Here is a 20,612-nt window from a genome sequence, read left to right on the forward strand (position 1 = left end):
ATAAAGAGAGATGAACGCGATCCACAAAATACCTCTCTCTAACTATTTCGCCCTCTGCTGCATCTCTGGTGTAGCAGGGGCCGAGTGAGGGTAGCCGGGTAGACCCGGGCGGCTGATTGGCCCAGGGCCCCCACGGTGGCGACGCTCTCTCCGAAACGCGGCCAACGATCCGCGTGACTGCGGCTCGCCTGGTGAGGCAACGCCTCGAACTGACAAGGCATTGAGGCATCGCAGGGGCCCGGGCGATCTCGCTCGCCGCAATCGAGTTCCTGCGCTTCTCGCAGATTGTCTCCACGCCCGAGCGCTCCATGGCTGCGGAGTCCTCCACCGGTGCGGCTCGCACCCGTGATGATCGCTCGACAATCATGAAGGAGCCCTCCTAGAGATTTCCGCAAAACAATTTAAACTTGTTTTACAACTTAAGCCATGTACTGCTGAATAATTGTCCGTACCTCTTTCCGGTGAGTCGACATGTCATCCTTCTCGAATCCCCGTCTGGCCGTGTGTGGGGCCGTCTGCGGTGCGCTGGTCGCGACGCAGGCCCAGTCAGCCGATCTGCTCATCTCCCAGTACTACCAAGGCACTGGAAACAATCGGTGGCTCGAACTCACCAATGTCTCAAGCACCTGGGTGGATCTCTCCACCTACCGGCTCGGGTGCTGGAAGGACTCGAACGCGGAAGGGTACAAGTCGAATTCGCCGCCGACGGCGGGGATGGCCCTGTCCGGGTTGTTGGCCCCAGGGGCCACCTACCTCATCCGGGACAGCTCGGCGGTGCTGCCGTCCTACCCGATGGCCCAGGCGCAGGCGGGCAGCGGCTCGGTGATGGACTTCACCGGCAACGACTCGCTCGCTCTCTACACGGACGGCACGTTCGTCACCTCCCACGTGGTGGACGCCATCGGCTTCACGAACGCTGGCGCGGAGGGCGTGGGCACCAGCTTCGTCCGACAGAGCACCGGCGCGGGCTGGAGCACCACTGCGGGCTCACGGGTGACGGACTTCCCTGCCGTGTGGAAGGCCTACACACCGTCCTCAGTGAACTCGGCGGCCAACACCGCGCAGAACCGGCTCGGAGTGGCCTCGCCCACTCCCTTGCCGAACATCGCGGGCTCCTGGCAGTTGCAGTTCCAAGATGACTTCGACGGCTCGAGCCTGGACGGCACCAAGTGGCGGCTCGGCCAGCACTGGGCGGGAATCGCGGGCTCGGGCGGCTTGTCTCCCAGCAACGTGAGCGTCTCCAGCGGGAAGCTCACACTCCGCGCCGAGCAGCGCGCCATGAGCTTCAGCGGCGTCAACTACGGCTACGCCACGGGGGAAATCAGCACCTTCTTCAACTACCGCCAGCAGTACGGCTACTTCGAGGCGCGGGTGAAGTACCCGGCCGTCAACGGGCTGTGGCCAGCGTTCTGGATGATGCCGGACCGCGGCGCGTACGGCTCGCAGAACGAGTACTCACGCGCCTACCTCAAGTTCGATCTCACCCAGTCGGGCATCACCAGCGTCAGCAGCGCGGTGCTCAAGCTCAAGGTGGCCGCGCGCGAGTCGGGAGGCACCAACAACCTCGTCTTCATGAAGCTCCAGGACGATGCGTGGAGCGAGTCCACCCTCACCTGGAACAACAAGCCCACTCCCAACCCCGTATGGATGGCGCAGCAGTGGAACAACGACGTCTCCGCTGGTGACGAGATCTCCGTCGACGTCACCAGCTACGTGGCCCAGCAGATCACCGGAGACAAGAAGGTGAGCCTCGTCGTCGCGGACACGTTCCTGCGCACGAAGTACCTGCACTTCCACAGCCGCGAGGCCGCCGCAGCGGCGGATCGGCCCCAGCTCGTCATCAACGGTGTCGCCTACGTGGCCACCGAGGATGCCACCGTGCAGTGGGGGGACCAGGCCGGCATCAACCAGGGCTCCTCCGCCGTGCTCAAGGTCGAGGACGGATGGGGAGACACCGCGAGCACCTACAACGGTGGCATGGAGGTGGACATCATGGAGTCGCTCGGCATCTGGGGAGCGTCGAAGACGTCCCACGCCACCCACTGGAATGGCTATGGCTCCGACCACCTCTCCAAGGGCTGGGGGCCGGTGTCGTACCCGTCGCTCCCGGACGGCTTCCACGTGTACGGCGCCTACTGGCAGCAGGGGCTGCTCGCCTTCTACGTGGACGGGGTGAAGACGGGCGAGTGGAGCGACTCACGCATCCTGAGCGTGCCCGCGTACATGTTGCTGTCGCTGCAACTCGGCGGCTGGGACAGCAACACGCCGGGCTCGCAAGTCAATGGGCAGCAGATGCAGGTGGATTGGGTACGGACGTGGAGCGGCACGCGCGCGTCGGCGGGCGCGGCCTCCGAGCTCATCGTCGACAACGCGGGCTCCGGGGCTGTCGCCGTGGGGGAGTGGCCGACCTCGAGCTACACCTCCGGCTACCAGGGCACCAACTACGCGCATGACAACAACGCGGACAAGGGCCGCAAGGCGTTCCGTTTCAAGCCCGCGCTCGGGGCCAATGGCGTGTACCAGGTGTATGCGCGGTGGACGGAGGACGCCAACCGCGCCACGGCAGTGCCCATCGACGTGGTGACGGCGGGTGGCTCGGTGGTCACGGTGAAGGTGAACCAGCGCACGGGCTCCGGGCAGTGGAACCTGCTGGGCACCTTCCCTCTGTCCACCACGCAGGCAGAGGTCATCGTGCGCACGGATGGGACGACGGACGGCTATGTCGTTGCGGACGCGGTGCGGCTGGTGCCCGTCACGCCGTGAATCGCCCCCACCTTCGCGAAGATGCGAGGGGGACAGCGGCTACATCAGGTCACTCAAGAACGATGCGACCACCTCCGCCAGACGCTCGGGTTGGTCAAACGGAAGGCCGTGGCCGGCGTCTCGAATCTGTTCGATGCGTACGCGTGGGTTGATGTCGCGCAGCTCCGTTGCCATCTCGAGCGTGACGACGGGGCTGTCGCCGATGACGAGCAGGGTCGGGACATCGATCGCGCGCACCACTTCCCGATACTCAGGGTTGGGCGGCGTGAGCACGTCGAAGGCGCTCAGACTGGTCTTCAGTCTGGCCTCGGCCTGGAGCTCAATGAGCTCGGGCGAACGACGTGGGTTCCGGGCTCGCGCCTGCGCGACGAGCTCAGACTTCTGGAAACCGAGGGCCTGTCGGTGTTGTCCGGCGACGTCGCTCGCATGAACCTCGCGTTGGCGCTCGGGGCTCAAGAACGTCGGGTCGACCAGGACAAGGGCGCGGAGCTGCCCCGCTTCCCGACTCGCAACCACGGCAGCGGTCATGCCGCCCATCGAGTGGCCGACCAGCACCGGACGCGAGAGCCCCAGCCCTCGGAGCAGCCCCACGACGTCGCTCGCGAGCTCGTCGTACCGATAGCCGTCATGCGGTGCGCTCGAATCGCCGTGTCCCCTGGCGTCAGGCATGACGACATCGAAGCCCCTCTCGAGAGCACGCGCCACGGGAGTCCAGCAGGCGCCGCTCCCCATCAGGCCGTGGAGCATGACGACAGGCGGCCTGGCGCCTCCGGTTCGGAGGTAGTGGACCTGGATGCCGTTCGCTTCGCAGACTCCTCTGCTCCAGCTCATCATGGAACTCCCCTGCGCTGGCGCTACCACGTACGGCGTGGCGAGCCCAGGCCCCAGGATTTCTCCTCGGGAGCGCTATCCCACCTTCCCCTTCCTGAAGAGGCGCTAGAATCCGTCCATCCCCGCAGCCGAATCCCCCGAAGCAGGAATTCATGCAGGAAAAGAAGTTCGCAGACATCTCGACGGCCGCCACGCCCCACCGCCCCACCGCGGAGGAGGCATCGCGCCCCGTGCCCGCGCTGACGATCGTCTCCCACCCCGCCCCCCAACGAGCGGGAGAGCGGCTGCTCCTGAGCACGCTGGCTTCGGGCGGAAGCGTGGCCCTGTCGCGCACAGGTCCTGACTTCGTCCGCCCTGGAGGCCCGCTCGGCATGCCGCTGGCGGACACGTTCCTCAGCCGCAAACCGCTGCAGTTCGAGCGCTCGGCGAGCGGAGGCGTCCGGCTGCGCCTGGAGGAGGGCGGCACCCAGGTGCGCGTGGTGCATGAGCCCCTCATCGGCACCCGGGAGTTCAGCCCCGAGGAGCTCGCCGCCGGCATTCCGCTCGTACTGGCCGACCGCATCGTCCTGCTGCTCCACCTGGCCCCCTCCTCCGAGCCGGAGATTCCGGACGAGCTGGGCATGGTGGGCTACAGCTCCAGCACCCGCCGCGTGCGCGAGGACATCATCCGCGTGGCGGATCTCCAGGTACCCGTCCTCATCCGCGGCGAGACGGGCTCGGGCAAGGAGCTGGTGGCACGAGCCATCCACCAGCGCAGCCCCCGGCGCGAGGGCCCCTTCATCAGCGTCAACCTGGGCGCCGTCCCCAAGGAGCTCGCCGCCGCGGAGCTCTTCGGCGTGCGCAAGGGCGCCTTTACCGGCGCCACCGTGGATCGCGAAGGCTTCTTCCGCGCGGCCCATGGCGGCACCCTCTTCCTGGACGAGGTGGGCGAGGCCCCTCCCGAGGTGCAGGCGCTGCTGCTGCGAGTGCTGGAGACAGGCGAGCTCTACCCCGTGGGCGGAAGCACTCCGGTGTCCGTGGATGTCCGGCTGATCACCGCCACGGATGCCGATCTGGCGGACCGCATCCGCCAGGAACTCTTCAAGGCCCCGCTGCTGCACCGGCTGGCCGGCTACGAGATCCTCGTCCCTCCGCTGCGAGAGCGCCGGGACGATATCGGCGTGCTCTTCCACCACTTCGTGCGCCAGGAACTGGAGGCGATGGGCGAGCCCCACCGGTTGGACTCCAGTTCGAGGGAGGAGCCGTGGCTGCCCACCCCACTTGCCGTGCGCCTGACACGCTTCTCCTGGCCCGGCAATGTCCGCCAGCTTCGCAACGTCACGCGGCAGATCGTCATCAGCAGCCGGGGCCTGCCGGGGCTGCAGGCCACCCCGCGCATCGAGCAGGAACTGGACGCCGCCGCCCTCCCCCTGACCCGGCACTCCGCCTCCCGGTCCCCCCCGGAGCCCCAGGAGCCGGACACCGAGCAGGAGCCTGCTCCGGCTCGCCGCAAGCCGTCCGAAGTGACGGACGCGGAGTTGCTCGAAGCGCTCCGGGCCACCGCGTGGGACCTCAAGGCCGCCGCCGAGCGGCTGGGCATTTCCCGCCCCTCGCTCTACATGTTGATCGAGCGAAGCTCCAGCCTGCGGACCGCGAGAGACCTGAGCGACGAGGAGGTCACCCGCTGCTTCCACGAGTGCAAAGGAGACCTGGACGCCATGGTGCAGCGGCTCGAGGTCTCCAAGCGGGGCCTCCAGCGCCGCATCCGCGAACTCGGGCTGAGCGCGTCCTGAGCGGCTGACAGGTCAGCGCGCTCCACTGACACACCGTGGCCCCGAGCTGACACGTCAGCGGCTCGCTTCACGCTCCCGCGCATACGGCTCGCCCTCATGGCACAGGCAGTGCATTTACACTGCGAGCAGCGGGAACGAGACACACTCCCATCAACTCATCCCCAGCGGAGGCAGCCCATGAGCGATGAAAACATCCAGCACGTGTACATCAAGACCACCGGCCCGTCCTACGACCCCGATCCTCCCATCCTCAAAGCGGGTTACAAGGTCATCTTCGAGATGAAGGACTGGACGGATCAGGTCGATATCGATTTCGGCTCGAAGTCACCGTTCGTGAGCCAGATCAAGGACTTCTCGCTGAACGGCGCCAGCACCACCGACTTCAAGAAGCAATACATCATCGGCGACCAAGCCGATGGCCATTACCCCTTCAACATCACCCCCCAGGGAGGCTCTCCCAAGAAACACCGCGAAGACCCGACGCCGCCCACCATCCCGCCGGGCGACCTGGAGGTGACGCGAGATCCCCCCGAGGAGGACCAGAAGGGCAGGAAGTAAGCCGGCCTGATCAAGGCGCGAGCCCGCGCGAAGCGAGCACGTGGCCCCACTCGCTCACGAGGTTGGGGTTGCTGGCGAGCGCCTGATCCAGTTCCGTCCGGGCCTCACCCTGCCAGGCCTGCTGTTGCTCGGGCCCCACCGGGGTCCGCGCCAGCGCCAGGAGCAGCGCCGCCCGGACGGCCCGGGCATGAGCCCACCGGGGACGCGCGGCCAGCGCCTCGTCAATCCACGCCAGTCCCTGACGCAGGACCGGCGTGGGATCGCCCCCCGTGGCCGCCAGCCAGTCCCCCCACTCGCGGTAGAGCAGAGCCGCGGACAGGCGGAACTCCTGCCACTCGGGATCCGCCTCGAGGGCCTGCCGGACGGCGGAGGCCGCGGCTTCGAAGTCCTCACGCCGCGCCCTCCCCTCGTGGGCCAGCCAGCGCGCGCGGACGCCCAGGACTTCTCCCTGAGAGCTCAGGGCATCCGCCAGGTGCGGGTTGATGCCGAGCGCCTGGCGCAGCGCCTCCGTGGCCCGATCGAGCTCCGGCCCCGGATCCCTTCCCTGCTCCAGCGCCCAAAGGCCCTGGAAGCAACGAAGCCTGGCCATGTTCGCCCAGAACACGGCGTTGCGCGGCGCCCGCTCCAGGGCTTGCTGGTAGGCATCCAGCGCCGCGCGGCCGCTGGTGAGCGGATCCTGCTTGCGTCGGAGCTGGAACAGGGCCCTCCTGGCGTACACCTCGCCCAGTCCGTTGTACGCGAAGGGCGCTTGAGGAGCCACGGCACGGGCCTGCTCGAAGGCCGCCTGGGCCTGATCGAGCCAGGGGAACGCGTCCCCGCCCTCCTCCCACGTCAGCTCGGCCCTCCAGTGCAGCGCGGCGCCCAGGGCGTTGTGCACCGGGGCCAGCCTGGAGTTGATGGACAGCGCCTTGCGGTACTGCGAGGCGGCCTGCTCCAACTCCGGATCCACTCCGCCCCCGCGGTTGTACTTGCGCCGGGCGCGCCACTCCTGCACCTGCCCCCCGTAGAAGAAGACGACGGCGTTGCCCGGATCAATGGCCTGAGCGCGCTCGAGCGCGACCCGCGCCTGCTCGAGGTCCCCGTCGGCATCCCGGGGGTTGGCTGCCGTGGCCCGCTTGAAGTAGACCGTGCCGAGGGTGGCCCAGAGCTCCGCCTGGCTCGCATCCAGCGCGAGGGCGGCACGGAAGGCCTCGAGCGCCTGTCCCCGGTGCTGGGCGGCGTCGCGGCCGACCTGATCCTCGGCGTCGGCCCAGACCTTGAAGATGTTCCCCATCTCGCTGTGGAACAACAGGTCGCGATCCTCCGGGCGGATGCGCTCGAGGGCCGCAACCGCCTCACGGAGCTGCTCGGAGGGCTCCTCTCCGCGGCTCTGGCGATAGGTCGCCCAGCGGCGGAAGACATAGGCCTGCTCGAGATGGACCTCGGGCTGCCTGGGCGCGAGCGCCACGGCGGTTCGAGCTGCGGCCAGGGCCTTCTCCAGCGACGGCTGCACATCCCCGCCCTGCTGCGCCAGGAACTCCGCCATGCGGCGGTGGAGCCGCGCCTCCAGCACGCGGGCCCTGAAGTGGTCCGGCGCGACGGTGACCGCGCGGGAGACCGCTTCCAGGCCCTTCTCGTAGTGAGGCGGCACCTCGCCCTTGCCGTAGAGCTCCAAGGTCAGCGCGGTGAGCTCCAACCGCGCCATGGAGGCGTAGACGGCGAACTCGCTCTCGCCGATGTCGGCGGCGGTGTCCTGGGCCCGCCGGGCCAGCTCCAGATCCGCCAGCGCTCCGGCGCGGTCACCCTGGTACAGCCGCTGGCTGGCACGGGCCGCGAGGATGTCTCCTCGGAGCAGGGGCGCCTCGTAGAACCAGGGGTTCAGGGTGCCCATCTTCTCCAGGTGCGTCAGGGCGTCCTCATAGCGCCCCTCGTAGAAGGCCATCAGCGCCGTCACGTACTCGGTGGAGGGCACCTCCGCTCCGCCGCCTTGAACGCCCTGCTTCAGATAGGCGAGGGCCGGGTCCCGGTAGCGCTGCTCGAGCTCGCGGAGGCGAGCCTCTCGCTGCGAGGTGTTGCGCAGGCGCTGAACCTCCAGGAGCTGCTCCTGGTAGAGCTGCCCGAGCGCCAGCGCCAACACATAGGCCACCCGAGGTTCGTGGAAGCCGCTCCCCCACGAGGCCTCGAGCCGCTTGCGGGCGCCCTCCACATCTCCGAGCGCGAGGAGCGCACGGCCCACGGCGTAGGAACCCGGCCCCACGGCCTGGGCACCGCCCGCGAGGACCTCGGCCTCCAGTTCGTCCATCTTCTGGCGCATGGCCTGGTGGTCGGCGGTGGTGTCGTGCAACGGCGCCATGGAGGAGTAGCGGGCCATGGCCTCGATGCGCTCCACCAACTCGGTGAAGCGGCGGGAGAAGCGCTCGCGCTCCACCACCTCGCGGCTGGCGAGGGCGGCCTGCCCCAACGCGGCGCCCAGCACGAGCGTGGCGGCGGTGCCCACGGCCACGAGCACCCGGTGCTTCCGAGCCTTCTTGCGCAGCCGGTACAAGGGCCCCGCCGGACGCGCCAGCACGGGCTCGCCCGCGAGGAACCGCTCCAGGTCCTCCGCGAGGGCGAGCGCCGAGTCGTACCGCGCCACGCGCTCCTTCTCGAGGCACTTGAGGACGATGGCTTCCAGATCCACCGGCAGCGCAGGGACGAGCGTCCGCGGAGACGGGGGATCCTCGGTCTGGAGCCGGCTGACCACCTCCAAGGCGCTGAGGCCCGCGAAGGGCGGCTGGCCCGTGAGCACCTGATAGAGCGTGGCCCCCAGGCTGTAGACGTCCGCACGCCGGTCCACCCCGGCGCCCTCGCCTCGGGCCTGTTCGGGTGCCATGTAGTGCGGAGTGCCCAGCACCGCACCCGTGGCGGTGTTCTCGCCCTGCCAATTCCGCGCGAGACCGAAGTCCATGACGTAGGGCTTGAGGCCCCCATCCGCGGCGCGCTCCACCAGCACGTTGGAGGGCTTCAGGTCGCGGTGGATCAGCCCGGCCCGGTGGGCGGCATGCACGCCCTCGGAGACATCGCACATCACCCGGACCTTCTGTTCCAGCGTCAGCTCGGGAGCGAGCTGGCTCAGCGAGCGCCCGTCCACATACTGCATGGCGATGTAGGCCAGGCCGCGAGCCTCGCCCACTTCGTACATCTCGCAGACGCGCTCGTGCTGGACGCGGGCCTGCGCGCGCGCCTCGGAGAGGAAGCGCTGGGCGAGCTCGGGGCTGCCCTCGCGCACGAACTTGAGGGCCACGTTGCGGCGCAGGCGCGGATCGTACGCGAGGAACACCTGGCCCATGCCCCCCTGTCCCAGGAAGCGCACGGGCTGGTATCGGTCCCAGTGGGGCAGCGGGAAGACAGGCTCGGAAGAGGAGGTGGCGGCGTTCTGCGACCCAGAGCCCGGCTGCTGGGTGGGAGGCTCTTGAGGCTGCCCCTCCATCGCGGGGGGCCCGTGGCGCTGGAGCTCACCGCGCAGGGAGAAGAGCGTCTCTGGGGAGAGCTGGCCCCGGTCGAGCAACAGGTCCAAGGGGCTGCGGCCCTCACGGGCCGCATCGGCGCGCAGGGGCTCGACCTGCTCCCGGGACAGGACCCCCTCGACCAGGGCGAGGTGCAGCTCGTCCTCGTACTCGGGACGCAACGAACTCGGCGGACTCACAAGGAGAGCATACGGACTTGACCCCGGTACACGAAAGGCCCCGGAGCCACCTGCCTCTCCCCCAGGAAAGGCTGGCTGCTGGGTAACGCAGGCGGAAATCACCAGGGGGCCGCGTTAGACAACCGCCAGCGATTTTCCCCACCCCTGGAGCAACGAAGCCATGATCGATCTCTACACCTGGGCCACCCCGAACGGATGGAAGATCTCCGTCACGCTGGAGGAGCTGGGGCTCCCCTACACGGTGCACCCCATCAACATCGGCAAGGGCGAGCAGAAGCAGCCCGAGTACCTGAAGATCAACCCCAACGGGCGCATCCCCGCCATCGTCGATCGCGAGGAGCAGGACTTCGCGGTGTTCGAGTCCGGGGCGATCATGATCTATCTGGCGGAGAAGACAGGGCGGCTGATGCCCACGGATCGCCAGGGGCGCTCGCGCGTCATCCAGTGGCTGATGTTCCAGATGGCGGGCGTGGGGCCCATGCAGGGCCAGGCCAACGTGTTCTACCGGTACTTCCCGGAGAAGATCCCGGCGGCCATCCAGCGGTACCAGAACGAGACGCTGCGGCTCTACTCGGTGCTGGAGACACGGCTGCAGCAGAGTGAATACCTGGCCGGGGACTACAGCATCGCGGACATCGCCACGTGGGCCTGGGTGCGAGGCCATGCGTGGGCGGGAGTGTCGCTCGAGGGGTTGCCCCAGTTGCAGCGCTGGCTGGCGGCCATCGAGCAGCGGCCCGCGGCACAGCGAGGGCTGAAGGTGCCTCACGAGGTGAAGCTCGACAACGCCACCACCCAGGAAGCGATGGTCAAGTCGGCGCAGACCATCGTCCAGCGCTGACCTGGCTCGCTCCCGGATTCCTACAGAGAGCGGGTGGCGATCTCCGTGAGCTCGGCCTCCGTGAGCACCAGCGGATTGGCCTTCATGCTGCTGGCCACCCGTGCCTTCTCCACCAGCCGCGGCACCTCGGCCTCCGTCAGGCCGTAACGGCGCAGGCCTGGCACGCTCAACGCCTGGCAGAGCTCCTTCACCCAGATGGTGGCTTCCTCCGCTCGCGCATCGGACCTGCCGGTGAGCAACGCCGCCACCTCCTGGAAGCGAGGCAGCGACGGGTGCTCGGGCGCACGCGCTCGCAGGGCCCGCAGGTTCACCTCCAGGCTCGCCGCCAACAGCGCCGCGCACACCGCCCCGTGCGGCGCGTGGAACATGCCTCCCATCGGCGCGGCGAAGCCATGCACCGCACCGAGTCCCGAGTTGGCCAGGCACAGCCCTCCAAAGAGGCTCGCCAGCGCCAGATCCTCCCGAGCCGGCGCGTCGAAGTCCTCCAGCACCGCCCGGCGCAGCGAGCGCGCCGACCGGCGCATGCCCTCCCGAGCCAACGCATCCGTGAGCGGATTGGCTCGGGCCGAGAGGTAGGGTTCGATGAGCTGGGAGAGCGCGTCCAGACCGCTGGAGGAAATCACCGGCTTGGGAGAGCCCTTCAATAGATCCGGATCCACCAGGGCCACCCTCGGCAGCATCAGCGGGCTGCGCAGGCTGGCCTTCACCTTCTCCTCGTTCGAGCCCAACACCGCGTTGCGCGTCACCTCCGAGCCCGTCCCCGCCGTCGTCGGAATGGCCACCAGCGGCACCGAGGGATGCGTCAGCGGCCTTCCCCCCCCAATCACCTCCAGATAGTCGAGCGGGTCTCCTCCGTTGGCGGCCAGCGCCGCGATCGCCTTGCCCGCATCCAGCACGCTGCCTCCGCCCAGCGCCACCACGACGTCACACCCCGCCGCGATCGCCGTCGCCGTGCCCTCGCGGGCCATCTCCAGTGTGGGCTCGCTCTCCACCCGGAAGAGCACCGTCGACAACCCCAGCCGATCCAACCCCTCGCGCAGCGGCGCGGCACGCACCGGAGTGCTCCCGGTGACAATCATCACCCGGCGCCCACCCAGCGCTCGGACCACCTCGGGCGCCTCCGCCAGACGGCCTGCTCCGAAGATGACGCGCGTGGCCGTGGCGAACTCGAAGGAGAGCTCGGTGCTCATGTCACCACCCCGCGTCTTCCGGGAAGGAATTGACGTACTTCCGGCTCGTTCGCGGCTCGGCCATCATCGGCGCCACCGCGTCCCTCCACTTCAGGTAGTGCGCCGTCTCCTTGTGCGCGGCGGGCGCCTCGGGCGTGCGGTACGCCTCCACCAGCACGAAGCGCGTCCGGTCCTCCGTGTCCTGGACGACGTCGAAGCGTGCAATCCCCGGCTCCTTCACGCTCTCCCGCGCGTTGGCCAGCGTGGCCTCGCGGAAGGCGTCGACGTGCTCGGGTTTGACGTGAACGTGAACGTGGACGACCAACAAGCTCTGGGGCATGCGACCAGGGTAGCGCGAGCCCGCGCCGCCCGGAACCACCGCCCCGCCGAGACACGATATTGTCGACACGCCCCCATGCCCCGCCTCCTGCCCCTCCTCTTCTGCTGCCTCCTGCTCTCTGGTACCGCCCGGGCTGAGGCCACCTCCCCTGCCCCTCGCGCCCCTACTCGCGAGGAGCTGGCCCGGTACGCCTGGCTGTCCAAGGACGCGCGCATCCGCTCGCTGGAGGACTCCTTCCCTCCTCCTTCCGGCTACACGCGGGTGGCCGTCGAATCGGGCACCTTTGGAGCCTGGCTGCGCGGTCTGCCGCTACGCCCCGAAGGCACCCCGGTGCGCGACTTCCAGAGCGGGCAGGTGCTTGCCGGAGACGACCCTCGGCTCGCCGCGGTGGCCGAGCTCGAGGTGGGCTCCGCCAACCTCCAACAGTGCGCGGACTCCATCATCCGCCTCCACGCCGAGTGGCTCTGGGCCCAGGGGCAGAAGGAGCGCATCGCCTACCGCTTCACCAGTGGGGATCTCGCCTCCTGGCCCCGGTATGCCGCTGGCGAGCGCGCGAAGATCTCCGGCTCGAAGGTGAAGTGGGCCCGCACCGCCTCTGCGGACAGCTCGCGCGCGTCGTTCCGGGCCTACCTGGACCTCGTCTTCACCTACGCCGGGACGCTGTCGCTGCAGGCGGAGAAGAAGCACCCCTCGCGCGAGGACGTGCGGCCCGGGGACTTCTTCGTGCTCGGGGGCAGCCCGGGCCACGCCGTGCTGGTGCTGGACGTGGCCGTGAACGCCGAGGGCCAGCGCGTCGCACTGCTGGGCCAGGGCTTCATCCCCGCGCAGGACTTCCAGGTGCTCTCTCCCGCCCAGGATGGCCCATGGTTCTCCCTGAATGGAGACGAGGTGGCCACCCCCTTCTGGAAGCCCTTCCCCTGGTCCGCGCTGCGCCGGCTGTAACGCCCTCGTGAAGAGCGTAGACCCGGGCTCGCGCCGCAGCGCGCCGTGGGAATAGGCCGGGGATCCGACTGTTCCGCCGCCCACGCCGGTAGACGATGCCTCTGCCGGTCCGCTACGACTCGCCTCTCTTTCCCCCGGAGACCCATGAGCTTCAAGTCCTTTGCCCGTGCTGTCTGGGCCCCTGGTGCGCTCGGTGTCCTGCTCTTCACCAGCTGCGCCACGCCGCCGCGCAAGCTCGGAGTCGAGGTGAAGAACTTCGATACCCAGGTCCGCCCGCAGGATGACTTCTACCAATACGTCAACGGCACCTGGGTGAAGAGCACGCCCATCCCCGCGGACCGGGCCCGCTACGGCACCTTCATCGAACTGCTCGACAAGAGCGAGGCCGCCCTCAAGGCGATCATCGAGGAGGCCGCGGCCGACAAGACCGCGAAGGAGGGCAGCGACACCCGCAAGGTGGGCGAGCTCTACCTCAGCTTCATGGACACCCAGCGCATCGAGTCGCTGGGTCTCGAGCCCATCCGCCCGGACCTCCAGCGCGTGGCCGCGCTCCAGAGCACCGACGAACTCCCCGAGCTGTTCTCCACGTTCTACCTCTCCGGTGTGCAGACGCCCGTCAACATCACCATCGGCCAGGACGCGAAGCAGGCCACGCGCTACATCGTCTACCTCACGCAGAGCGGGCTTGGCCTGCCGGACCGCGACTACTACTCCAAGCAGGATGCGAGCTTCGTCGAGAAGCGCGCAGCCTACGTGGCCTACATCGAGAAGCTCTTCACGCTGGCCGGACAGCCGGATGCCGCAACCGCCGCCCAGAACATCCTCGCGCTGGAGACGAGGCTGGCCGAGAAGAGCTGGGATCGCGTGCGCAACCGCGATCGCGAGGCCACCTACAACCTCAAGACGGTGGCGGAGTTGGAGCAGCTCGCTCCGGGCTTCTCCTGGTCGAGCTACCTGAAGACGCTGGGCGCCGAGAAGACTCCGGCCGTCATCGTCCGCCAGCCGGACTACTTCCAAGCCCTGTCCGGAGTGCTCAAGGACACGCCGCTGCCCGTGCTCAAGCAGTACTTCACCTTCAAGGTGCTCGACAGGTACGCGGACCTGCTCAGCAAGCCCTTCGAGGAGCTGAACTTCGAGTTCCGGGGCAAGACGCTGCAGGGCCAGCAGGAGAACCGCCCCCGCTGGAAGCGCGGCGTGGCCGCCGTGGAGGCCGCGCTCGGCGAGTCCGTGGGCAAGCTCTACGTCGAGCGCCACTTCAGCCCCGACTCCAAGGAGCGCATGCTGAAGCTCGTCAACAACCTGCGCCAGGCCTTCCAGGAGAGCATCGACCAACTCGAGTGGATGAGCCCCACCACCAAGGCCCGCGCCCAGGAGAAGCTCTCCAAGTTCACCGTGAAGATCGGCTACCCCGAGAAGTGGCGGGACTACTCCAAGCTGGAGATCGTCGCGGGGGACCTGGTGGGCAACATGAAGCGCGCCACCACCTTCGAGGCCCGGCGCAACTTCGACAAGCTGGGCAAGACCATCGACCGGACCGAGTGGGGCATGACGCCGCAGACCGTCAACGCCTACTACAGCTCCTCGATGAACGAGATCGTCTTCCCCGCCGCCATCCTCCAGCCTCCCTTCTTCGATCCCGAGGCGGACGACGCCACCAACTATGGCGCCATCGGCGGCGTCATCGGCCATGAGATCTCCCACGGCTTCGACGACCAGGGCTCGCGCTCGGACGGAGACGGCAACCTGCGCAACTGGTGGACCGATGAGGACAAGCAGGCCTTCGATCAGCGCACCGGCATGCTGTCCGAGCAGTACAGCGCCTTCCGCCCCATCGACGCGATGACGGTGAACGGCAAGCTCACGCTCGGAGAGAACATCGGAGACCTGAGCGGACTCACGGTGGCCTACCGCGCCTACAAGCTGTCACTGAAGGGCAAGGACGCGCCCGTCATCGACGGCTACTCCGGAGACCAGCGCTTCTTCTTCGGCTGGGCGCAGATCTGGCGCTCGCTGTTCCGCGACGACTATCTGCGGCAGATGCTGCTCACGGACTCGCACTCGCCGGGCCCGTACCGCGTCAACGGCGTGGTGCGGAACATGCCCGAGTTCCACCAGGCCTTCGGCGTGAAGGAGGGCGACGGCGCATGGCTGCCGCCCGAGCAGCGTGTGAAGGTGTGGTAGCCCCGTGATCAGAAGTCCTGGACGCGGTCGGCCAGGTCGGAGTGCTCGACGAACTGGTTGACGTTGCCCTGGATGGTGGCAATGCGCCGGTTGCGCTCCACCTCGGCCGAGTCCACCGCGTCCAGCTTGTTCCAATCGCGCAGCACCGACTCCTCCTCGGGGGGGATGTGCTTGCTGTACTCCGCCGAGAAGTAGAACATCGCCCGCGCCACGTTGCCCTTGTGCGCATCGGGCGGCTCGAACACCTTGCGGCCCGCAGCGTCCAGGCCGAACTTCGCCCCGCTCGGGTTGCTCCACTGCACCTTCTCCACCTTGCCGAACGGGAAGTTGCCGCGCACGCTGTTCGCCTTGCTGTCCGTGGGGAACAGGTGGTGCAGGTCGCTCTTCGCCGGCCCCGTGGCCCCCTTCGACTGCGGCCACGTGTGCTCCACGTTCATGTCCGTGCTGCTGGGGATCTTCCCGCCGTTGATCTCCCGGTTCGTGTACACGTCCTTCACCTTGCCGTTGTGCACGTCCAGGTCGGTGAACATGATCTTCCGCGCCTCGTTGTAGCTCACCACGTGCTTGCCCGCGGACGAGTCGTGGATGGCCTTCAGCAGCGCGGAGTCCCGCAGCCCCTGGAACGGATCATCCGTGGAGGGCAGGGGCTCCGAGGGCGCGGTGGTGGAGCCGAGCCGCGTCGCCGCCGAGGCCGTCCCGCGAGCCGGGCCCGCGGAGAACGACGAAAAGTCGGAAGTGGCGCGGGCGGAGACGGCGGCCGGAGTGGAACGGAAGGCCTCCCTCGAAGACTGCGGCACGAGGGGGCGGGACACGGGGCGCTGGAGGCTGACGGAGTTCACATTTCAGTTATCGGCGCCGCACACCTACAGTTGCTTCCATCCTCCGACGTTTCAGCATTTTTACCTTCAGTGAGACTGGGCGGCGCTCAAACCCCTGGAATCACTAGAAAGACAGGCCCACGCTGGCATGGGGCAGCGCGGTGACGCCCTCGGCCCACAGGAGCGACATCCCCGCGGAGAGGTACAGGCCAAGGCCCGGCCCGGACACCTCATAGGTGATGCCGCCGCTGCCGCAGGGGAAGGCCCAGTAGGCCCGCTCCGGGCTGTCGTACCGGGAGAAGCCCGCGCCGAACTCCAGGAAGAAGCGCTGGTAACCCCGCGCCATGGTGGCGACCCGGAACATGGCCTCGGCCGTGCCCACGTAGGGCCCCTCCTCGAAGTGCACGTCCTTCAGGATGAGCAGCTTGCCGCCCAGCTCGAAGCGCGGCGCCACCACCCAGGAGTACGCCAGATCCAACCCCACTCCGCTGGAGGCGAGATCCGACGAGAGGATGCCTCCGCCCACCACGCCGATGTGGAACTTCTGGCAGAGGCCTTGAGGGCTTCGGTAGCAGAGCGGATCCTCGTCATCCTCTCGGAAACGCCGCCGCCGTTGAGCCGAGGCGCTATCGGGCAAGAGCACCAGCAACGTCAGTCCCAGCCAACACAGCGCCCAGAGGGTCCTCGAATGAGCGTTCACCATATGCGGAGTATTTCACACTGATCAGATACCTGCTCGCCACCCCCGGCGCCCCTATCGCACCGCGGCAGAGGCGCAGGTGCCTGCTCACAGGGGGCCTGGATCCATCGATAGAGTCCCATCGTGGGCCAGCGCGCATCGAACCGCAGAGGAGCCATGCTCGGGGCGCTCCTCGTCACCCTGGGAATCGCCGGGCTCTGGTTCCTGCTGGGGGATGATCCCGAGGCGCGGGACTCGGAGACTGGGGCCAGCGCTCGCACTATCTCCCGCGGCCTGAAAACTTCCGCGCCTCCGCGGTCCTCCGAAGCGAGAGCCAGGGTGCGCCCGGCCGCTTCCGCACCGCGGCCCGAGAAGCCTCCAGATGGCGAGTTGGTGGTGGAGGTCTTCTCTGGGAGCACTCCGCTACCCGGCGCCCAGGTCCAAGTCTACGAGCGCGAGCCCGGGGACCTCTCGATCTTCCCGGCTCAGTGGACAGGCAAGAGCGGAGGCACCACAGCACCGAGCCCACGGACCGCTGGGATGTGCCCGAGGAGGAGAACCTGCTAGCCACCAGCAACGAGAACGGTGAGTTCCAGTTCTCGGGTCTGGCTCCGGGCCGCTACCGCATCGAGGCGCACGCTCCGGGATACATGACGGCGGTGCTGCCCTCCATGCCCGTCCCCTTCGAAGGCCGCGTCACCCTTCTAATGATGCGGGCAGGACAGCTCGAAGGCACGGTGCTCAGCGCGGACGGACAGCCCGCCGCCGGGGCGCAGGTCCTCGCTACTTTCGAGGAACAGGACTCGACCACGCAGACCGATGACGAGGGACGTTTCTCTCTCGATGTGCCACCGGGCAGATACTCACTCTCCGCTCGCAGAGGCGAGGAGACAGGAACGCTGGATCAGTGGGTGTCCGTCACCGCCGGGCAGCGCGTTCAAGGGCTGCTGCTCCAACTGAGTGCGGAGGCTTCCGTCACCGGGCACGACGCTGGAGATTCCCGTCTATCCTCCAGTCTCGATGACAGGGCGAATCATCGATGCGACCACGGGCGGGCCGATACGGCAGATCCAGGTCACTCCTCCCCTCCTGGGTCCCCAGGAGGCCGACCCGAAAGGCCGCTTCGTCTTGCATGAGCTCCCCGCGGGGGAATTCCTGCGCCACATCCGCCGCTTCGGTCAACGGTTCCCAGAGCCGGTCCATCGGGTGAAGGTGAAGCTATTGCCCGGGCAAGACACCGATGTGGGGGACCTCGCCGTGCCTCCGTAACGGACCCGGAGAGCCCCACCGGGCGGGTTCTCCGTGAACTGGTATTCTGGCCATACCAGTTTGGTTCACAGCCGCCCCCAGCGGGCGTACCACCCACGTGAGGAGCATGAGCGAGCGGACGGCAGGTCGAGGAGGCGCCGCCGCCGGTGCGATCCTGGTCACGTTGGGTGTCGCGGGACTTTGGTTCTTCCTGGGGGACCAACCCTCGGGGCTCCAGGGCAGCTCTCGCGCGGCCGCCCCTACCTCCGCCGCTCAGTCCCCGTGGGAGCTTCGAACGGAACGGAAGGTGCGCCCGGCCTCCTCCCCACCGCGGCCCGAGAGAGCTCCCGAGGGTGAGCTGACGGTGGAGGTCTTCTCGGGGAACACCCCTCTGGCCGGAGCCCAGGTCCAGCTCTATGAGCGCGACCCGGGCGAGCCGCGGGCTCCCGTGACGGAGTGGATCACCCGGAGTGGAGGCGAGACCGGAGCCGATGGGCAACGCGTGATCCCCGTGGCAACGGGGAGCTACTACGTGACGGCCCGAGCGCCGGAGCTCGCATCGGCCTATGCCGCCGTGGTGCATCCCCCGGGCTCGGCGCACACCCGCGTCCGGCTGCGCCTCGAGCCGGGAACGGAGCTGTTCGGCACCCTCCTCGACAAGAGCACGCGCGAGCCCGTGTCGCTCGCGGAGCTCATCCTCACGCCCCATGCCTTCCCCTCGAACCAGCCAGCCCCCGAGCCAGCCCCCGACGCGGAAGCCCTGGTGACCTCGAGCAGCGCGACAGGAGAGTTCCGGTTCACCGGAGTGGCTCCCGGCCGGTACCGGCTCGAAGCGCGCGCTCCCGGCTACGTCCCGGCGGTGCTGCCCTCCACGCCCGTGCCATTCCGGGGCGGAGTCACCTTCTTGATGGCCCAGGGAGGACGCCTCGAAGGCACGGTCCTCGGCTCGGACGGTCAGCCCTCCGTGGGAGCCGAAGTGGTCGCTGTCAGCCGCGAGCCCGACATCACAGCGCTCACCGACGACGAGGGGCACTTCGCCCTCGACGTCCCCCCAGGCTCCTATGCCCTCTGGGGCCACAGAGCCGAGGAGGCGGGACGACTGGCTCAGCAGGTGACCGTCACCGTGGAACAGAACGTCCAGGGGCTGCAGTTCCAACTGAGCCCGGGAGCGGAGATCTCCGGGAAGCTCCTCCACAAGGATGGCACTCCCGTCCTGGGCGCGAGGGTTCAAGCCGCGGCGGTCAATGAGTCCCAAGAGCTCGACACGGTCAGCAACGTGCTGGCGGGAACGGATCCGAGCGGAGCCTTCCAGCTCTCGCCGCTGGCGGCGGGCACCTACAAGGTCCAGGTCCTCCTGCCCGAGGGCACCTCCTTCGTCTCCGGCCCTGTCGAGCTGACCGCGGGCGGGCACGCCTCGCTCACACTCACCCCAGAGGAGGCTCCCACTCCGCTCAACTCCAACGTCTCCTGCCTGGTCCGGGACGCATCGGAGCGGCCCGTGAAGGGATTGCGCGTCCGAGCAAGCGCCCTCCGGCCGGCCGCGGCAATCGCCCCTCGGGTCCTCGAAGAGCGCACCGATGCCAATGGGCGCGTCCTCTTCCCAGGGCTGCCCGCCGGCCAGTTCCGCATGGAGACCCTGCCAGAGGACGGCTCTCCCGGGGTGGAGCAATCCGTGCTCGTGCGCGCGAGTGGAAACCCCAGGTGTTCGCTCTGGGTCCCAGGCGCGACGGAGGAGGGAGGCGCGCAATCCACCGTGGAGGGCAAGGTGCGGATGGGCTCGGGAGCGCCCCCCGACGTGGCCGTGTGGATCGACATCGCCGGACAGGGCCGGCGGTCCTATCGGGCCAGGACCCGGCCGGACGCGCAGGGACGGTTCCGGTTCGTCGTCCCCCCCGGTGGCTACACGCTGCTCCTGCTCCGGCAGCACAGCGTTCAGTGTGGCTCCGTCGAGGAGCGACGGCTCCAACTCGAGGCAGGTCCGCACCAGGAGCCTCCGTTGATCCTGTCGCCACACGAGCCGGATCTCCGCCTCCAACTGGTGGACGCGGCGGGAGCGCCGGTGCGGCAGACGGAGGTGCGGGTGCAGATGGGCTTCACGGAGCAGGCGCGGACGGACGAGCAGGGCCGCCTGGAGGTCTGTCTCCCTGTCTCGTCGCAGCGGCAGCGACTGCCCCCGCTGGCGCTGGCCGTCACCACGCTGGATGGCTCGCGCTCGGCAACCGCCGAGGTGAAGAGCGTGCCACAAGCGCTCACGCTCCCGCTGCGGCCCCTGGCCCTGGCGCGGGGGCGAATCACCGACTCGCGCGGCATTCCCGTGCGGCGCTTCCTGGTGGATGTGCTCTCCCCACCGGGCTCCCTCACGCCACGCACCTATGAGTTCATGGGAGACCGCTTCGAGATTCCCGGGTTCCCCGTGGGTCCCAGCCTCGTCGTCGTCACGGCGGATGGGATGAGAGCCTCGCACACGCTCCAGCTCCAGTCTGGGGAGGACAAGACGCTGGATGTCCTCCTGTACCCGAGCGTCTCGATGACGGGGCGGCTTGTTGACGCGGTCACCCGGCAGCCCGTGGCTTCGGCCTGGGTGACGCTACCGCTGTTCGGCAGAGCACCCACGGATGAGAACGGACGCTTTGCGTTCCGCAACCTGCCTGCAGGAGAGAACCTGCTGTACCTCCATCGTCAGATCACCCAGCCCTTGCTCTGGAACGCGCTGCAACAGGTGAAGCTGGCTCCTGAGCAGGACACCGACGTGGGCGACATCGCGATGCCCGCTCTGCAAGGAAACGAAGCGCGATAGCATCCGGAGCAT

Annotated in this window: 14 protein-coding genes; 8 read left to right on the top strand and 6 right to left on the bottom strand. The window is 68.4% G+C overall.

What is annotated here, in order from left to right:
* Positions 1-471: 471 nt before the first annotated feature.
* Complete coding sequence (locus KY501_RS19685) at positions 472-2,763, top strand: golvesin C-terminal-like domain-containing protein (protein ID WP_224364744.1); 2,292 nt, start codon at positions 472-474, stop codon at positions 2,761-2,763.
* A gap of 39 nt (positions 2,764-2,802) precedes the next feature.
* Here KY501_RS19685 and KY501_RS19690 read toward each other — a convergent pair whose 3' ends face one another.
* The gene (locus KY501_RS19690; RefSeq protein WP_224364745.1) at positions 2,803-3,597 is read right to left on the bottom strand and encodes an alpha/beta fold hydrolase; all 795 of its coding nucleotides are present in this window, start codon (positions 3,595-3,597) and stop codon (positions 2,803-2,805) included.
* A 149-nt stretch (positions 3,598-3,746) separates the two neighbouring features.
* Between KY501_RS19690 and KY501_RS19695 the strand changes: the two genes are divergently transcribed.
* Together KY501_RS19695 and KY501_RS19700 are read left to right on the top strand one after the other, a co-directional pair.
* Positions 3,747-5,366: a sigma 54-interacting transcriptional regulator gene (locus KY501_RS19695; RefSeq protein WP_224364746.1), complete on the top strand. Its 1,620-nt coding sequence runs from the start codon at positions 3,747-3,749 to the stop codon at positions 5,364-5,366.
* 177 nt (positions 5,367-5,543) lie between these two features.
* On the top strand, positions 5,544-5,924 hold the full coding sequence (locus tag KY501_RS19700; protein WP_224364747.1) for a hypothetical protein: 381 nt from the start codon (positions 5,544-5,546) through the stop codon (positions 5,922-5,924).
* Between the two features lie 10 nt (positions 5,925-5,934).
* Here KY501_RS19700 and KY501_RS19705 read toward each other — a convergent pair whose 3' ends face one another.
* Entirely contained in the window at positions 5,935-9,588 is a 3,654-nt protein-coding gene (locus KY501_RS19705) for a protein kinase domain-containing protein (RefSeq protein ID WP_224364748.1), read from the bottom strand.
* A gap of 160 nt (positions 9,589-9,748) precedes the next feature.
* Between KY501_RS19705 and KY501_RS19710 the strand changes: the two genes are divergently transcribed.
* On the top strand, positions 9,749-10,426 hold the full coding sequence (locus tag KY501_RS19710; RefSeq protein ID WP_224364749.1) for a glutathione S-transferase family protein: 678 nt from the start codon (positions 9,749-9,751) through the stop codon (positions 10,424-10,426).
* Between the two features lie 20 nt (positions 10,427-10,446).
* On the opposite strand, the gene KY501_RS19715 is transcribed toward KY501_RS19710, so the two are convergent.
* Positions 10,447-11,616: an iron-containing alcohol dehydrogenase gene (locus KY501_RS19715; protein WP_224364750.1), complete on the bottom strand. Its 1,170-nt coding sequence runs from the start codon at positions 11,614-11,616 to the stop codon at positions 10,447-10,449.
* 1 nt (position 11,617) lies between these two features.
* A complete protein-coding gene (locus KY501_RS19720; RefSeq protein WP_224365030.1) occupies positions 11,618-11,935 on the bottom strand; it encodes an antibiotic biosynthesis monooxygenase in 318 nt (105 codons plus the stop codon).
* Between the two features lie 75 nt (positions 11,936-12,010).
* Between KY501_RS19720 and KY501_RS19725 the strand changes: the two genes are divergently transcribed.
* Both KY501_RS19725 and KY501_RS19730 read left to right on the top strand, forming a co-directional pair.
* Positions 12,011-12,877: a DUF4846 domain-containing protein gene (locus tag KY501_RS19725; RefSeq protein ID WP_224364751.1), complete on the top strand. Its 867-nt coding sequence runs from the start codon at positions 12,011-12,013 to the stop codon at positions 12,875-12,877.
* 144 nt (positions 12,878-13,021) lie between these two features.
* Positions 13,022-15,058, top strand: a complete 2,037-nt coding sequence (locus tag KY501_RS19730) for a M13 family metallopeptidase (RefSeq protein ID WP_224364752.1) — start codon at positions 13,022-13,024, stop codon at positions 15,056-15,058.
* Positions 15,059-15,066: 8 nt separating this feature from the next.
* On the opposite strand, the gene KY501_RS53945 is transcribed toward KY501_RS19730, so the two are convergent.
* Together KY501_RS53945 and KY501_RS19740 are read right to left on the bottom strand one after the other, a co-directional pair.
* Positions 15,067-15,870, bottom strand: coding sequence for an endonuclease I family protein (locus KY501_RS53945; RefSeq protein WP_224364753.1), 804 nt, complete (start codon positions 15,868-15,870; stop codon positions 15,067-15,069).
* A 130-nt stretch (positions 15,871-16,000) separates the two neighbouring features.
* Positions 16,001-16,579, bottom strand: a complete 579-nt coding sequence (locus tag KY501_RS19740; protein WP_224364754.1) for a hypothetical protein — start codon at positions 16,577-16,579, stop codon at positions 16,001-16,003.
* Positions 16,580-17,043: 464 nt separating this feature from the next.
* On the opposite strand from KY501_RS19740, the gene KY501_RS19745 reads away from it, so the two are divergent.
* Positions 17,044-17,691: a carboxypeptidase-like regulatory domain-containing protein gene (locus KY501_RS19745; RefSeq protein ID WP_224364755.1), complete on the top strand. Its 648-nt coding sequence runs from the start codon at positions 17,044-17,046 to the stop codon at positions 17,689-17,691.
* 239 nt (positions 17,692-17,930) lie between these two features.
* Complete coding sequence (locus KY501_RS19750) at positions 17,931-20,600, top strand: carboxypeptidase regulatory-like domain-containing protein (protein ID WP_224364756.1); 2,670 nt, start codon at positions 17,931-17,933, stop codon at positions 20,598-20,600.
* The last annotated feature ends 12 nt before the right edge of the window (positions 20,601-20,612 follow it).

Origin of the sequence: Hyalangium versicolor (assembly GCF_020103695.1) — a bacterium.
Lineage (GTDB): Bacteria > Myxococcota > Myxococcia > Myxococcales > Myxococcaceae > Hyalangium > Hyalangium versicolor.